At 62.2% G+C, this 14,367-nt stretch carries 13 protein-coding genes; 3 read left to right on the top strand and 10 right to left on the bottom strand.

The genetic code is table 11. The features are described 5' to 3' along the window. The first annotated feature begins 212 nt into the window (after nt 1–212). Nucleotides 213–677: a PaaI family thioesterase gene (locus tag G3O01_RS41180; protein WP_205813221.1), complete on the top strand. Its 465-nt coding sequence runs from the start codon at nt 213–215 to the stop codon at nt 675–677. Nucleotides 678–1,439: 762 nt separating this feature from the next. Here the strand turns inward: G3O01_RS41180 and G3O01_RS41185 are convergent. The 9 genes from G3O01_RS41185 to G3O01_RS41225 all read right to left on the bottom strand — a co-directional run bounded on the left by G3O01_RS41185 (nt 1,440) and on the right by G3O01_RS41225 (nt 10,353). Then, nucleotides 1,440–2,288 (bottom strand): ureidoglycolate lyase, encoded by an 849-nt coding sequence (locus tag G3O01_RS41185; protein WP_205813222.1) that lies wholly within the window; start codon nt 2,286–2,288, stop codon nt 1,440–1,442. A gap of 70 nt (nt 2,289–2,358) precedes the next feature. Further along, nucleotides 2,359–3,102 carry an SDR family oxidoreductase gene (locus tag G3O01_RS41190; protein ID WP_205813223.1) on the bottom strand — a complete coding sequence of 248 codons (744 nt, stop codon included), beginning with the start codon at nt 3,100–3,102 and terminating at the stop codon, nt 2,359–2,361. 87 nt (nt 3,103–3,189) lie between these two features. After that, a complete protein-coding gene (locus tag G3O01_RS41195; RefSeq protein ID WP_205813235.1) occupies nt 3,190–4,020 on the bottom strand; it encodes an amidohydrolase family protein in 831 nt (276 codons plus the stop codon). 19 nt (nt 4,021–4,039) lie between these two features. Beyond that, nucleotides 4,040–5,080: an aldo/keto reductase gene (locus tag G3O01_RS41200; RefSeq protein WP_205813234.1), complete on the bottom strand. Its 1,041-nt coding sequence runs from the start codon at nt 5,078–5,080 to the stop codon at nt 4,040–4,042. Nucleotides 5,081–5,109: 29 nt separating this feature from the next. Beyond that, on the bottom strand, nt 5,110–6,417 hold the full coding sequence (locus tag G3O01_RS41205) for a UxaA family hydrolase (protein WP_205813224.1): 1,308 nt from the start codon (nt 6,415–6,417) through the stop codon (nt 5,110–5,112). Nucleotides 6,418–6,434: 17 nt separating this feature from the next. Further along, entirely contained in the window at nt 6,435–6,743 is a 309-nt protein-coding gene (locus G3O01_RS41210; RefSeq protein WP_205813225.1) for a UxaA family hydrolase, read from the bottom strand. Nucleotide 6,744: 1 nt separating this feature from the next. Next, nucleotides 6,745–7,731, bottom strand: coding sequence for an ABC transporter permease (locus G3O01_RS41215; protein ID WP_241024695.1), 987 nt, complete (start codon nt 7,729–7,731; stop codon nt 6,745–6,747). 37 nt (nt 7,732–7,768) lie between these two features. After that, the gene (locus tag G3O01_RS41220) at nt 7,769–9,307 is read right to left on the bottom strand and encodes a sugar ABC transporter ATP-binding protein (protein ID WP_205813227.1); all 1,539 of its coding nucleotides are present in this window, start codon (nt 9,305–9,307) and stop codon (nt 7,769–7,771) included. Continuing rightward, a complete protein-coding gene (locus G3O01_RS41225) occupies nt 9,304–10,353 on the bottom strand; it encodes a sugar ABC transporter substrate-binding protein (protein WP_205813228.1) in 1,050 nt (349 codons plus the stop codon). The genes G3O01_RS41220 and G3O01_RS41225 overlap by 4 nt, the downstream gene beginning before the upstream one ends. Before the next feature lie 271 nt (nt 10,354–10,624). On the opposite strand from G3O01_RS41225, the gene G3O01_RS41230 reads away from it, so the two are divergent. Both G3O01_RS41230 and G3O01_RS41235 read left to right on the top strand, forming a co-directional pair. Next, nucleotides 10,625–11,407: an IclR family transcriptional regulator gene (locus G3O01_RS41230; protein ID WP_205813229.1), complete on the top strand. Its 783-nt coding sequence runs from the start codon at nt 10,625–10,627 to the stop codon at nt 11,405–11,407. Between the two features lie 913 nt (nt 11,408–12,320). Beyond that, nucleotides 12,321–12,863, top strand: coding sequence for a hypothetical protein (locus tag G3O01_RS41235; protein WP_205813236.1), 543 nt, complete (start codon nt 12,321–12,323; stop codon nt 12,861–12,863). A 31-nt stretch (nt 12,864–12,894) separates the two neighbouring features. On the opposite strand, the gene G3O01_RS41240 is transcribed toward G3O01_RS41235, so the two are convergent. Further along, nucleotides 12,895–14,367 (bottom strand): GNAT family N-acetyltransferase (locus G3O01_RS41240; protein WP_205813230.1); only part of this gene is annotated, 1,473 nt, incomplete at its 5' end.

Raw genomic sequence — 14,367 nt, forward strand, 5'->3', positions numbered from 1 at the left:
GGAATGCATCCGGGTTTACGGCAATGTCAGGTGATGCCTTGAGCGTTTGCCGGCAAATTCCTCGCGTTTGAGCATTTCAGGTGCTTACGCGGCGTGTTTGCGTCGATTTTCACAATAATTGCCGCACGATCCTCCGAATTCCCTTGACGCGACGCATTTATGCTTCCTAGAGTTGGGACATCACCAGGCGGGTGACACCCGAAGGAACGACGATGACAGATCTACTCGACCGGGCGCGCGGCGCGCTGCATGCCCAGCCGTTCAGCGTGCTGCTCGGCACCGAGCTGATGTATGTCGGTGCGAATGAACTGACGCTGTGTCTGCCGATTCGCGATGAGTTGCGGCAGCAGCATGGCTTCGTGCATGGGGGCGTGATCAGTTATCTGGCTGATAACGCTTTGACGTTTGCTGGCGCGCTGGCGCTTGGGCCCCGGGTTGTTACCGGTGAGTACAAGATCAATTATTTGCGGCCTGCTGTTAGCGGGGTTTTGATGGCTCGCGCCGAAGTTGTTTATGTGGGGCGGCAGCAGGCTACCTGTCAGTGCAATGTGTTTGTCACCGATGGGGATAAGGAGAGGCTTGTCGCTGTCGCGCAGGGGACGATTAACCGGATCGGAGATGGAGGTGATTTGGGGGCTTCGCCGTTGCATGAGGGTGAGAGGCATATGCGTGAATGACATTTTTTTCTGTCGTGCGACGGGGGTTTGGTTTGCTTGTGGTTTCGCTGGCATCCGCGTTTTGCCATTGGTGCCTCAAGCGTTGCCCCTGTGCGGGGCGGCACTTACTTTCTTTGCCGCCGCAAAGAAAGTAAGCAAAGAAAGCGGGCTAACACCGCCCGTCCTTGACCTCCGCCTGAGGGCCCCCAAAGGGTCTTCCGCTTCACACGGCAACCGGCTCCGTTTGAATGCGCGTTGCCAACGCCTTGAATAATCGCCTCACCCGCTTCAATCACCCGTAGCGCAGCCAGCGGCAGCGAATGACTACGGCCGCCCAGGTGGCAAACTGTGTGTAGGTCGTAGTGCCTCACACCTCAGCGCTCTTACGACACCGATCGTGTTTTTCAGTCCGGAGTGAAGCGCATAAGCCGCGATAGCCGACACACAGTTTTCCGCTATAGAACGTGGGAGATGCGGTCGCGCGTGTGAAGACGCGGGAGTGTGAAGCGGGTGAGGCGCCGATTCAAGGCGTTGGCAGCGGGCGTCGAGAAGAGCGACGCCGCGTGAAGGAGAGGACCCGTTGGGGGCCCTCAGGCGGAGAAAAGAACTAGCGGTGTTCAGCGGCTTTCTTTTGCCTACTTTTCTTTGCCGCGGCAAAGAAAAGTAGGTGCCGCCCCGCACAGGGGCAACGCTTGAAGCAGGCAAGACAAAACGCGGATGCCAGCGAAAACACTAGCAAACCACCCCAGCGTCGCAAGACAAAGACAAAACCAAAACCAAACCTTATTCCGCCGCGTACGTCTTCTGCTCCTGCTCCCCGAGCCCTTCAATCCCAAGCCTCACAACCTGCCCAGGTTTCAGATAAACAGCCTCAGGCTTAACCCCCATCCCAACCCCGGGCGGCGTGCCGGTAGAAATCACATCTCCAGGCTGCAAGCTCATGCACTGCGACAGATAAGAAACCAGCTTGGCAACGCCAAACACCATCGTCTTCGTGCTGCCATTCTGATACCGATGCCCATCCACCTCGAGCCACAGCTTCAGATTCTGCGGGTCAGCCACTTCATCACGCGTCACAACCCACGGCCCGATCGGCCCAAACGTATCGAAGCCCTTGCCCTTGTCCCACTGACCCGCGCGCTCGATCTGCCATTCACGCTCGGACACATCGTTGATCACGCAATAACCCGCAACATAGTCGAGTGCATTCGCCTCGTCGACATACTTCGCTTCCTTGCCGATCACCACGCCCAGTTCCACTTCCCAGTCGGTCTTCTTCGAACCGCGCGGAATTTCAATGCCGTCGTTCGGACCGACAATCGCGCTCGTCCACTTGTTGAAGACAACAGGCTCGCTCGGCACCGGCAGATTCGATTCGGCGGCATGGTCCGCATAGTTCAGACCGATACACACGAACTTGCCGATCTTGCCGACACACGGCCCGATGCGCGGATTACCTTCGACCACCGGCAACGACGCAACATCGACCGCACGCAGCTTCGCGAGCGCCGCATCCGTCAACGTGCTGCCGTCGATGTCGCCCACCACCTTCGACAGATCGCGAATCTTGCCTTGCGCATCCAGCAAGCCCGGCTTTTCCTGGCCTTTCGGTCCATAACGAAGCAGTTTCATCGCTGCAGTTTCCTCTGTTCAGTGATTCCGTGATTCATGAATGTCGATACCGCATTGCCCAGACTCAGGCTCAGTTCGACCAGCCGCCGTCGATCACATGCGCCTGGCCCGTCGTGAACCCCGATTCGTCCGACGCCAGATACAACGCCAGCGCCGCAATCTCCTCCGGCTTGCCGACCCGGCCCATCGGCTGGCGCGCGACGAACGCGGCATGCACCGCGTCGACCGTTGCGCCCTGCGCCTTCGCCTGTTCTGCAATACGCTGTTCGAGCGAAGGCGAGTGTACCGTCCCCGGACAAATCGCGTTGCAACGCACGCCGCGCGTGACGAAATCGGCGGCGATGGCCTTCGTCAGACCGATCACGGCCGCTTTCGATGCGCCATACACGAAGCGGTTCGGCACGCCCTTCACGCTCGACGCCGCCGACGACATATTGATGATCGACCCGCCGCCCTTCTCCAGCATCGCGGGCAGGAACGCGCGGATCATCCGGTACATTGCCTTCGCGTTCAGATCGAAGGCGAAGTCCCAGTCTTCCTCGCTGGCTTCGAGAATCGAGCCTGCGTGCACGTAGCCGGCGCAATTGAAGAGCACGTCGATCGGGCCGATTTCCTGCGCAAGCGCCTTGATCGCTGCACCGTCGAGCACATCGAGCTGGCGTGCTTCGACGGGTTTGTCCTTGAGCGCGTCGATGCGGATGTCGGTCGCGATAACGCGTGCGCCTTCACGCGCGAAAAGCTCGGCCGTAGCGAGGCCGATGCCCTGTCCGGCTGCCGTGATCAAGGCCGTCTTCCCGGCCAGTCTTTGTACCATTTAAGGCTCCCATTGGATTGGCGTTTCAGTCATACCGGGTATTGCAACGGCTGCTCACCGGCGCGATCGTGGAAATGTCAGTGTGTATTACAAGCGATAGAACGCCGCCGCGTTGCCGCCGAAAACGCCATCGCGCTCCGCATCGGAGAGCGACGCGAGCAACTGCGTCGCAATCGAATGCCATAGCAGATAGTCGCCATTCAGGTTCAGCACAGGCCAGTCGCTGCCCCACATCAGGCGCTTCGGTCCGAACGCTGCGAGCAGATGATCGACGTAAGGACGCAGCGTCGTTTCCGTCCAGCCTTGCGCGGCTTCCGTTGCGAGACCGGACAGCTTGCAGTGCACATGCGGCAGTTGCGCGAGCCGCGTAATGCCTTCGGCCCACGCGTGCCAGCCTGCCCTGCCATCGCGGATCGGCGGCTTCGCGCCGTGATCGATCACAATGCGCAGTTGCGGAAAGCGCCTGATGAATGTTTCCAGCGCATCGACGTGACGCGTGAAGATCAGCGCATCGAATGCGAGGTCGTGCGCGATCAATGCATCGACGACGGGCTTCAGTGCTGAATTGGCGATCCACTCGTCGTCGGGCAGGTCTTGCAGCATCGGCCGCACGCCTTTGAACTTCGGCTCGCGTGCGAGTTCGGCAATCAACGTGGGCGTGTCGGCATCGAGCATCGGCACCCAGCCGACTACGCCCGCGATCGAATCTTCGTCACGCGCGAGTCCGAGCAGATAGCGCGTCTCTTCGACAGTCGGCGCAGCCTGCACGACGACCGTGCGCGACACGCCCGCGCGTTCACACAACGGCGCGAGATCTTGCGGGCCGAACGTGCGATACAGCGGCAGCAGATCCGGCGTGAGCCAGCCATAGTCGCCGCGCTCGGGGTTCCAGTAATGCTGATGTGCGTCGATCTGCATGATGTGTGTCACGAACAGACTAGTCCTTCGGCACGGGTGCGCGCGAGTCGAGCAAGCCTTCGTCGCGCAACGCCTGCCAGAGTTCAGCGGGAATCGGCTTGTCGAACGAAGCCACATTCTCGCGCAGTTCGTCCGCGTTGCGCGCGCCCGTCAGCACCGTCGCGACCGCGGGATGCGCATACGGAAACTGCAACGCGGCAGCAGCGAGCGGGACGTCATGTGACTTGCACACTGCTTCCAGACGCGCGACGCGCTCGATCACTTCCTTCGGCGCCTCGCCATAATTGAACTTGAGATCGCCCTGAACGCCGCGCGCGAGAATCCCCGAATTGAACGCGCCGCCCAACAGAATGCTGACATTGCGCTTCTCGCATTCGGGCAGCAGGTCATCGAGCGTCGCCTGTTCGAGCAGCGTGTAGCGGCCCGCCAGCAACGCGCAATCCATATCGAACTCGCGCATGGCAGCAAGTATCACCGCACCTTCGTTCACGCCCAGACCGACGGCCTTCACGACGCCTTGCGAGCGCAGCTCCTCCAGCGCGCGAAAGCCGCCACCTTGCGTCAGCTGCTGCCAGTAGTGCGCGTTGCGCTCGCCATGCGTGACGACGCCGATATCGTGCACCAGCAGAATGTCGATATCGACGATACCCATGCGCTGCTGACTATCTTCGAACGAACGCAGAATGCCGTCGCGCGTGTAGTCGTAAATCGCCTCGAAAGGCAGCGGGTTTTGCCAGCCTTCGCTGCCGTCGTACGGGTTCTTGCGCGGCACGAAATGACGGCCGACCTTGGTCGACAGCACGAACTCGCTGCGCGGATAGCGCCGCAGCGCATCGCCGAGACGATGTTCGGCTTTCGTGTGTCCATAGTGTGGCGCGGTATCGAAGAAACGCACGCCTGCGTCCCACGCGGCCTGCACTGCGCCGAACGCTTCTTCGTCCGATAGATCGCGATACAGTCCGCCGAGCGGCGCCGTGCCGAGACCGAGGCCCGTCACTTCGAGCGCGCGCTTGCCGATGCTGCGCCGCTTGCGCACGTTGGAACCTGCCGCGTCCGTCATCGTCTCGCTCTCCATGTTGTTGGTTGTGTTCACTGCGCGGCCACGCTGACCACCCGATGCGGCAACGCCGCACTCGATGGCAGGCACGCGGGCCCGACCGGCTCGAACGTCTTGTACGTAAGGATAAACTCCTGGTGCCCGAGCGACTCGGATTTCGACGCTGCACCGCGCGCGACGGCAAGCGTCACATCGAACACCTCGCGGCCCACTTCGTCGAGCGTCGCGCGGCCCTCAAGGATACGCCCTGCATCGACATCCATGTCGCCCGACAGGTTGCGGTAAGTATTCGGGTTCGCGCACACCTTGATGACGGGCGAAATCGCCGAGCCGACCACGGACCCGCGGCCCGTCGTGAACAGAATGACATGCGCGCCGCACGCGATCAGTTCCGCGATCTCCGCGTTGTCGCTGATGTTGGGAAAACCGAAACGCGGCTCGCCATCGGGCACCACGTCGAGCAGATAGAGACCGCCCGTGGGCGGCACATCGCCGGGCTTCACGATGCCGACGATCGGCGACGCACCGCTCTTCGCATACGCGCCCAGTGACTTCTCTTCCTGCGTCGTCAGCCCGCCGTCCGCGTTGCCGACGGCGAAGCTGCCGTGGCCGAGTATCGAGTAATAGCGTGCGGCCTTGGCCACGCATGCGACGATTTCATCGCCGAGATCGTCGCGCGCCGCACGGCTTTTCATATGGAATTCGCAGCCGACCAGTTCGCCCGTTTCTTCGAAGATGCAGGTCGCGTCGTGCTCGATGAAGTGATCGAACGCACGCCCCACTGCGGGATTCGCCGTGATGCCGCTCGTGCCGTCGGAGCCGCCGCAGATCGTGCCGATCACGAGTTCGGACAACGCCATCGGCACTTTCTTCTGTTTTGCGAGTTCAACACGCGCTTCGCGCACCCAGTCGACGCCGTATTGAATCGTGCTGCGCGTGCCGCCCTTTTCCTGAATCGTCAGCACATGCACGGGGCGGCCGCTCGCGCGCACCACGTCGACGAGATAATGCTTGTTCATGCTCTCGCAACCGAGCGACACGAACAGCACAGCGCCGACGTTCGGATGCGTGGTCAGTTGCTCCATCATCTTTTCGGCGTAGCTGTTCGGATAGCAGCCCGGAAAGCCGATCAGATGAACAGGCGCTTCGTGCTCTGCGGATGGATCGTCGAACGCATCGAACGAAGGACGAAACTGCGCGACGATCTCACGCGCGACGTGATGCGCGCATTCCACCAGATACGCCACCGCGACCACGTTGCGGATGCCCTTGCGTCCATCGCTGCGCAGATAGCCCTGAAGTGCTGATTGCGCGGTATTCGCTTCGGAAATGTCGGTCATGTTCTGTTGAGCCCGCGTCAATGATGGACGAATGCGTGGCCTGCGTCGTGCGTGTACGTCGGCAGGTAATCGCTTTCGAGGTTGTGCGTGTGCAGATGCTCGCCACGCGCGACGTCCGTCGTCACGTGGCCGATCACCGCGCCGTAGCGCAGCACTTTTTCATCGGCGTGCAGTGCACGGCGCGCGACCTTGTGACCGAGTTCGATCGTCTTCACGAGCGTCACGCGCTCGCCTTCGATATCGACCTGCGTGCCCGCTTCGAGACGTGCGCCGGCGATCAGGCAATTGTCTTCGGGACTCAGCAGAATCAGGCGTTGGTCTGTCATGTCAGTTTTGTCCTTCGCCGCTAGCAAGTCGCGCCACCATCAGCGAGCCGAGAATGATCGCGCCGTAGATCGCCTGAATCCAGAACGACGGCACCTGGGCGAGCGTCAGCAGGTTCTGCACGACGCCGAGCAGCAGCACGCCGGAGAGCGCGCCGAGCATCGTGCCCTTGCCGCCATCGAGCGAAATGCCGCCGATCACCGCCGCGGCGAACACGGTGAAAATCATGCCGTTGCCCTGATTCGCGTTGATCGCGCCGACATAACCCGTCACGACAATGCCGCCAATCGAAGCCAGCACGCTGCCGAGCACGAACACGCCCCACGTGATGCGCTCGACGCGAATGCCTGCCGCGCGCGCCGCTTCCGGATTGCCGCCAATCGCGTACAGCGCGCGGCCCAGCCGGTGATAACGCAGCATGAACGCGGCGATGCCGAACGCCACAGCCGCGAGCCACACGGACAACGGCAAGCCGAGCACGATGGTCGTCGCGAGCGCGAAGAACGACGGCGGCATATCGAACAGCGTGCCGCCCTTGGTCGCGCCGACAAGCATCCCGCGCAGCACGATCAGCATCGCGAGTGTGACGATGAACGCGTTGAGCCTGAGGCGCACCACCAGAAAGCCGTTGATAAAACCGATCACCGCACCGACCACGACGATCGCGAGCAAACCCGCAGCCGCAGGCCATTCGAAACCGAAACCCGCCGAAGCCGCAGGCATCACGAGCATCGCGCCGACAGCAGGCGCAATACCGACCGTCGATTCGAGCGACAGATCGAACTTGCCCGTCAACACGATCAGCGATTCGGCGAGCACGACGAGCGCCAATGCCGCCGACGCACCCAGCACGCTGATCAGATTCGCCTTCGTCAGAAAACTCGGGCTGACGAACGCGCCAATCACGATCAGCAACGCGAGCGCGGGCACCAGAGCGAGATCGCGCAGACGCGCGAATTCGATACGCGGACGCGCGGCGCCTGCGCCCATTCCCTGGGCCGATTGAGCCGATGCAAACGCGGGCACACTATTCTTCATGGAGACTGACTCCTTCAACGGATGCGATCAGGTCGTTGTCTTCCCAACCTGCCGGAAACTCGGCCGCGATGCGGCCACGGAACATCACCAGTACGCGGTCGCAGACGCGCAGATCGTCCAGCTCGCCCGACGCGACGATCACCGATTTGCCTTCTTCGCGCACGCGATCGACAACGGACAACAGCGCTTCTTTCGATTTCACATCGACGCCTGCCGTCGGATCGATCAGCACGAGCACGTCCGGGTCGGTGGCCAAAGCACGCGCCATTACGACCTTCTGCTGATTGCCGCCCGACAGACCCGACACGGCTTGCTCCGGCCCGCGCGCAGCGATGCCGAGCGCGTCGATCATCTTCTTGCCAAAGGCGTTCTTCTTTGCGGGCGGCGCGATGCCGAACTTGCCGAGCATGCGCGCGATCGTCATCGATGCGTTTTCCGCGACCGATTGCGTGAGCACGAGCCCTTCGTGATGACGATCCTTCGGCACGCAGCCGATACCGCGCTTCAACGCAGCGGGCACATCGCCGGGCGGCAACGCTTCGCCATCGACGCGAATGCCGCCGCGCCGCGGCTTGCGCAAGCCCGCGATCGCTTCGGCGACACTCGTGCGTCCGCTGCTCGTCGCGCCCGTGAGCCCGATGACTTCGCCGCGCTTCACGGCAAACGAGACGTCTTCATAGTCCGCGCCCGTGAGCGCTTCGACTTGCAACGCGACGGCCGTATCGGCAGGCAATGGCGAGCGGGTCGCGGCATCGGTGACGTTGAGACCGCCGCGTTCGCCCGTCATCGCTTCGATCAACTGCTCGCGCGGCAACGCCGACACCGGCGCGCTGACGATACGGCGCGCATCGCGCAGCACGGTCACGGCCTGGCAAATCTCGTACACCTCTTGCAAGTGATGCGAGATGAACAGGAACGTCACGCCTTCGCGCTGAAGCTCTTCGATGCGCCTGAAAAGCCGCTTGATTTCATCGCCGTCGAGTTGCGCAGTCGGCTCATCGAGAATGATGAAACGCGCGCCATACGACAGCGCCCGCGCAATCTCGACGAGCTGCCGCGCTTCGACCGTGAGATCGCCCGCACGCGCGTCTTCGCGCACGTCGATCTTCCAGTGATCCAGCAGCGCGCGCGCATCGCGGCGCATCGTGCGCCAGTCGATCACGCCGTTGCGCGTCTGCTGCCGGTTGATAAACAGATTCTCCGCGACGGACAGCTCACGGATGATCGTCGAATGCTGATAGACGCACGCGACACGTTCGCGCCACGCATCACGGTCCGCGACAGGCGGCGCGAGTTCGCCGTTGAAGCGAACCTCGCCCGTGTCCTGCTTGCGAAGGCCGGTGAGAATCGACACCAGCGTCGATTTCCCCGCGCCGTTGCGTCCGACGAGCGCATGCGACTCGCCGGGCATCACGCGCATGCAGACTTCCTTCAGCGCCGCGTGACTGCCGAAGCGCTTGCTGACGGCAAACGCCTCGACGACCGGCTGCGTGGACGCGTTCGCGTCGTGTGTCGTCTCAGCGTTCATTTGAGCGTGTTGCCCCAGAGGTTCTTGTCGTCGACATTCGCCTTCGTCACGAGCGGCGCGGGCAACTGGTCTTCGAGCACGCCCGGCTGCAACTGAACGATGTTGCTGCCGTGATCGGTCGGACCCGGCTTGAAGGTTTGCCCTGCGAGCGCGGCCTTCATGTAATACAGGCCGTACTTCGCGTACAGATCGGCGGGCTGCGAAATGGTCGCGTCGATTTCGCCCTTGCGGATCGCGTCGAACTCTTGCGGAATGCCGTCGTTGCTGACGATCACGATGTGCTTCGGGTCCCCGGCCGGCACCAGCAACTGCTTGCGGCGCAGCGTTTGCAACGTGGGCGACAGATAGACGCCGCCGGCCTGCATGTAGATGCCCTTCACATCCGGGTTCGCGGTCAGCAGGCTGTCGAGCGAGCTTGCCGCGACATCGCCCTTCCAGCCGGCGGGAATTTCGAGCACCGACAGCGCCGGGTAATTCTTCATGCACGCGCGGAACGCTTCCGAGCGGTCGCGTCCATTGACGGAAGCGAGATCACCCATGATCTGCACGACCTTGCCCGACTTCACGTGCTCGCCGATGTACTTGCACGCGTTGGTGCCGTACGCGCGGTTGTCGGCGCGCACGACCATCGCGACCTTGCCTTGCGTCGGCGCGACGTCGACGGCGACGACCGCGACGTTTTTCGCCGAGGCCGAATCGAGCGCGCGGCTGATTGCCGCCGAATCGATCGGGCCGACCACAATCCCTTTTGCGCCCAGATTCACCATGTTGTTCATGTCGGTGATCTGCTGCGCGGGGTCGTTGTTCGAGTTGACGGGCGCGAGGATGTCGATGCCCATTTCCTTCGCGTACTTCGGTAGATAGTTGTTGTACGACTGCCAGAACGGCGACGTGAGAAGCGGCAGGCCGAGGCCGACCTTGGCTGTGTCGGCGGCCTGTGCGGCCGTGCTGAACGCGATGCCCGTGACACACGCCGCGGCCACGGCGGCCGTCAACGAACGTTCGATGAAGCGGCGAGCCGTGCGCGGCTCTTTGGCGAAACCCATGCTTGTCTCCATGTCGACGGGAGTTGGCGCTTGGCGTTGACGCCCGTCTGCGTTGTGGGAAGAGGAACCGGCGGACCGGGTACATCGACCTGCACTTTCTTTTTATGGGTATTGGTGTGTTCATTCACCAATGAACGTATTATTCATATACGAACTTTTACAAGTCAATGCGATGGGCGTGGGTGTTTTCCCTGGAGCGTGGTGCCCTGTGTGACTGTCCTTTGACAGCCGATAATCGATGCGAATGTCAAAAACGAACCGATTGCCGACGATGGATGTAGACGACAAGGACGACGCCGACCGATATCGCGCGCCTGCGCTGGATAAGGGGCTGGACATACTGGAGCTGCTTGCCGAGCAGAAGGGCGGGCTGACGCGCGCGGAGATCACGAAGCTGCTGGGGCGCAATGCGAGCGAGATGTACCGGATGCTGGAGCGGCTGGTGGCGCGTCAGTACGTGGTGCGATCGGCGGGCGGCGACCGATATTCACTGAGCCTGAAGCTGTATGCGCTGGCGCACCGGCATCCGCCGATGAACCGGCTCATCTCCGAGGCCTTGCCGTTGATGCAGCGGTTTGCCGCAGATGCCGAGCAGTCGTGTCATCTGGCTGTTTATGATCGCGGCAATCTGCTGGTGGTCGCGCAGGTCGACGGACCTGGGACTTGGGGGATTTCGGTGCGGCTGGGCTCGCGGGTCGGGTTGATCGATACGAGTTCAGGGCGCACTTTGCTGGCGTTTCAGACGACCGAGCAGCGGGCGCATATGCTGGCCGAGCATACCAAGGTGAAGGGCGAGGTCACGATCGATCATGGCGCGCTCGAGGCTGTTTGCGAGTCGATTCGCGAGGCGGGGTTTTCGCAGAAAGACAGTCAGCAGATTTTTGGTGTCACTGATTTGACGTTTCCTTTGCTGACCGCTGGCGGGTCGGCGATTGCTGCTATGACTTGTCCTTATCTCAAGCGGATTGATGAGTATGTTGCGCCTTCGCTTGATCAGGTTACTGTGATGTTGCGGGAGACTGTGCAGGGGCTTTCCATGTTTGGTGAGCCTTAAAGGTTCTTTTATGCGCGCAGCGCGTGGTTGAGGTTTTTTGGGTTTTTGGGGCTCCTGCGCTGGCATCGGCGTTGGGCTGTCTCGCGACGCTGGTCTGGTTTTTATGGCTCTGCGCTGGCATCCGCGATTCGCTTTCGTGTTTCATGCGTCGCCCCTGTGCGGGGCGGCACTTACTTTCTTTGCCGCCGCAAAGAAAGTAAGCAAAGAAAGCGGGCTAACACCGCCCGTTCTTGACCTCCGCCTGAGGGCCCCCAACAGTTCTTACGCTTCACACGGCAACTTCTCAGTCACCGCACGTTGCCAGCGCTTCGGCTACGCGCCTCACCCACTTCAATCACCCGTACAACTGCCAGCGGCAGCGAATGGCTACGGCCGCCCAGGTGGCAAACTGTGTGTAGGTCGTAGTGCTTCACACGTCCGCGCTCTTACGACACCGATCGTGCTTTTCAGTCCGGAGTGATGCGTGTACGCCGCGATGGCCTACACACAGTTTGCCGCTATAGGACGTGGGCAGTTTGATCGCGCGTGTGGTGACGCGGGAGCATGAAGCGGGTGAGGCGTGCATTCGAAGCGTTGGCAGCGGGCATCGGGAAGAACGATGCCGCGAATGGGACGGGGCCGTTGGGGGCCCGTGGGTAAAACGTCAAGGATTGGCGGTGTGAGCGGCTTTCTTTGCTTACTTTCTTTGCCGCGGCAAAGAAAGTAAGTGCCGCCCCGCACAGGGGCAACGCATGAATCACGAAGGCATAGCGCGGATGCCAGCGGCGAACACAAGCAAACCACCCCAGCGTCGCAAGACAAAACCAAAACCAAACCAAAACCAAACCAAACCAAAACCGCGAATGCGCTAAACTACTGCCCCTCCCAAATCCCGAACAAAGCTAGTTGCGCCCACGCGCAAACCCAAACCCTTATGGCCAAACTTCTGTCCGACCTCGAATTCCAGCGTTTTTCCGAACTCCAGCAGAAGCAGGCAAGCTTCACCATCACCGAAGAAGAAGCCGACGAGCTCCGCCAGATCGTCTCCCGCGCGCAGCAAAAGCGCGACGACCGCGCCACTGCGATGAAGCAGATCGAGACCTTCATCGCGCAGTTCGACATCACGCCCGATGAACTCTTCTCGGCCGATCAGATCGGCGATGCAGCCCGTAACTTCGGCCTGATCCCCGCCGCGAAAAAAGAACGCGTGCTGCCGCCGACGGTCACCTTCAACGGGAAGCCGTATCAATGGACTCGCGCGCTCCCCGATGAAGTCCGCGTCCCGCTCTTCGAAGCATTCTCCGCAGGTCAATCGGTGAAGTCGTTTATCGCGACGCCGAAGGACGCCATGCGCTGCGCAGCAACCATCGCGCGTCTCGAACGCGAAACGGGCGCAACGTATGCGCCCGAATGGCTCGAAGAACTCGCTGTCTCGCGCGATCAGGTGGAAGCGGCAGCCGCAAAGCTCGCAGCTTAAACAAGCTGGCAAAGCCACACACGCTGATCATTCAGCGCGGATTCGCGGAACACGCAGGCGACGCACCGAACCCCGGCGCGCCGCCTTTTTCTTTGCCGTCGTCCGGTTGATCGAGCGCCATTCTGAAACCGACGACACCGGGATCTTCAGTGCGCGTCGTCGTGAAGCCGACGGCCGTCGCAAGGCCGATCATCGCGGCGTTCTCGCGCAGCGCCTCGCCGACGATCCAGTGCGTGCCCCGCGCACGCGCATACGCGATGATGCGCTCCATCAGCAAACGCCCCAGCCCCCTGCCCTTCTGATCAGAACGCACGGCCATCGCGAACTCGGCCGTTTCGTTGTCCGGGTCCGCAACGGCGCGCACCACGCCGAGTGTGTGCGTCGATCCGTCGGGGTTCGGTATGGTCGCGATCAGCGCCATCTCGCGGTCGTAGTCGATCTGCGTCATGCGCGCGAGCTGCGAATGGTCGAAGCTGCCGATCGCGCCGAAAAAGCGCAAACGCAGATCGTCGGGCGTCATCGATTCGACGAAGTCGCGGTGCGCCGCTTCGTCTTCCGGCCGGATGGGCCGCACCGTGATGCGCTGGCCGCGCCAGTCGAGCGTCTCTTCGTAACGGCGCGGATACGGCATGATCGCGAATCGCGTGCGGTTCGCCGACAGCCGCAAACGCGGCGCGACGATCGCCGCACCGTTTCGCATCACGCGCAACGCGAGCTTCAGCGACACGATCTCGCGTATCTCCGACACCGCCTGCGAAATCGCCGTCAACGTATTCATGACCGGCTCGGGCGCGACCTCGCGCGAATACGCCGAGTTCGACAGAATGTCGCGCGACAGCACCGGGTTCAGCGGCGGCAGGCCGAACACGCACATCGGCCGGGCTTCGTCGTGTTCGGGCGGCGCAGTGAAGCGGAACACCGGGCCGAAGTTGTCGTCGTCGCGCAGCTCGACCCCGATATCGACCACGGCGTCCTCGCGCGCGTCCTCAGGCACCGTGCGCAGGCCGAAGTGAGCGAGCAGGCGCGCCGCATCGTCGCTGTCGAGCTGCGTCACGCCCGAGGACAGCGCCGCGCACGCCTGCGCCTGCGCGGCGTCGATTGCTTCCGGCACGCGCAAGGGCTGACCTTCAGGTGTCTGCATCAACAGTTCGCGCACCAGCCGATACTCGACCAGACGCTCGAACGCGCGCGCGAGCCGTTGAGGCGTGGTGTGTACGGGTATGCCGTGCTCGTGCAGCGCATCGCGTGTCTCGCGCTTCACGCCGCCGAAAAAGCACGCGAGCAGCCCGCGATACGCGTAGCGCTGATTCGCGATCAGCGCCTGCGCAACTTCCTCGACGGGCGCGCTGTGCGTCGACGCATGCACGACGAACGCCGTGCCCGTCGAGCGTTGATCCGCGAGAATTTTTAGCGCCGTGCCGAAATGCTCGGCGCGCGCGTCGCTGCCGAGCAGCAGCGGATTGCCCGGCACCGCGCGCGGCAACGCCTGCGCGAGCGCGTCGAC

It is taken from the genome of Burkholderia sp. Ac-20365 (assembly GCF_017104715.1).
In the GTDB taxonomy this organism is placed as follows: domain Bacteria; phylum Pseudomonadota; class Gammaproteobacteria; order Burkholderiales; family Burkholderiaceae; genus Paraburkholderia.